The following is a 1,734-nucleotide window of genomic DNA, read 5'->3' as shown; positions in this document are numbered from 1 at the left end:
AATGTCCATAACTATCCAAGTCTTTCGATTCTTTGTTTCACCTATTGGGTGAAGATACAAATTTAGCTAAACATATGAAAGACTTGATGTTACTGTAATTTTTCTAATTTAACTCACGGATTCTGGTATCATTTTAAATAAAATGAAAAAAATACTTATTCAAAAAAGCGATATTAAAAGTAACTCTTGGAAAAAAATAGCCGAAAAAGAGAATATTGGTAAACTATTTCCAATTAAAAAAAGTGCAGTTTACATGCCCTTTGTTTTGCTTCAACACATTTTATTACAGGAAAAGCCATATGCAATAATAGTTAGATATCTAAATGATTACCAAAGTTTAGCAAAAACGTTAATTCGTCTTAATACTGATATTACAACAGTAATAATCGCAAAAGTATTCTGTGTTAAATTGTATTGGATGTGCCACAATGTTGACAATGAGACTGTGTCATATTATCCATACATTACAAGACTAAGAAGAACTGTAGTAAAAAAAGCTTCAGAAAAAATATTTGTAATGGATAAAATGTTGATAGAATATGCAGAAAAAAAACTCAATATTAGCAGAAATAAGATATATGACATTAGTTTTGGCAGGACTGATTATCTCGAAAAAATAAATATATGTAATGATAAGTGTGTGGCAGTTATTGATGATATTAATAAATGGAAAAACAACAAAATAAAAAAAAGAAAGGGGGGTGTGTGTTGTGGGATGTGGATTGGAAATGTCGAAAAAAAGAATATTGATGGGTTGTATACAATTATGGAAATAATCAGTAAAAATAAAAATGTTTCATATTGTAATGATAAGATAGTATTTGTAGTGATTGGTCCAGTTGGAAAAAAAATAAATAATGAGTTGTATACTAAATTAAAATATAGTGATGATATCAAATTAATTGATGAATTTATTAGTATACCTCCAAGTATGTGGAATGATATAGCAGATTTTATATTTAAGCCAAATGATGATTTATCTGTTAATTTAACATTGTACAATGCTGCATTAGCAGAAATTCCAATTATTAGTAAAAAAAGAACATTTGTTTCAAAAATGATAGAATATTATAATATAGGATACTCACTATGTTATGAAAACATAGAAATAAAAAATATAGTTCATAAAGTTAAAAATTGGGAAACTTATAAATCAAAAAAATTTATAAAAGAAAAAAATTGGATATATGGAGCAAAAAAGATATTTGAATAAATAAAAGGTTCAAAGAGCTTTAACTCAACTGTCGCAGTTGATGTTTAAGTGATTGTTGGTCAATAAGCTTACGCGGATCATATTGCTAAAATCCTGTATTCGCTGGGAAAAATTGTTCAAAATGACTATCCCCTTAATCTGTGAGTTGTTGGTTTAAAATAATCATAAAATCAATTATACCATGTGTTTAGCGATATTCGTATCTTCACCTAACGGGTGAAAACACGGACTAGAATCGCTATTGTCATGGCCAAATTCCATTTTGAACTTACCTCCACGCCCATCACTTCCCATGTCGGCCTTGCTTTTGTCGGACAGGCACTTGACGAGAAAAAGCTGGCCAATCATCTGGCCAGCGTCTGCCCAAAACAGCGTCTGCCCAAAACGACGCAACGGCGGACTGGTTAGTGACATGGACAACGTCAAAGCCATGATCGGGCTGATCTGTCTTGGAAAACCATTTTTTGACGCCATCGCCGAATACCGCGATGAGCCCTGGTTTGCCATGGCACTGGGCCTGC

Annotated in this window: 2 protein-coding genes; both read left to right on the top strand. The window is 31.5% G+C overall.

Features of this window, described 5'->3' with window-relative positions; genetic code table 11:
- The first annotated feature begins 142 nt into the window (after nt 1–142).
- Nucleotides 143–1,213: a hypothetical protein gene (locus NATSA_RS15260; RefSeq protein WP_210513482.1), complete on the top strand. Its 1,071-nt coding sequence runs from the start codon at nt 143–145 to the stop codon at nt 1,211–1,213.
- A gap of 246 nt (nt 1,214–1,459) precedes the next feature.
- Nucleotides 1,460–1,621 carry a hypothetical protein gene (locus tag NATSA_RS15255; protein WP_210513481.1) on the top strand — a complete coding sequence of 54 codons (162 nt, stop codon included), beginning with the start codon at nt 1,460–1,462 and terminating at the stop codon, nt 1,619–1,621.
- Nucleotides 1,622–1,734: the final 113 nt, after the last annotated feature.

The sequence above is a fragment of the Natronogracilivirga saccharolytica genome, from assembly GCF_017921895.1.
Classification (GTDB): Bacteria; Bacteroidota; Rhodothermia; order Balneolales; family Natronogracilivirgulaceae; genus Natronogracilivirga; species Natronogracilivirga saccharolytica.
The sequence above is the reverse complement of the archived record's forward strand: the minus strand, read 5'-3'. Positions and strand labels throughout refer to the sequence as shown.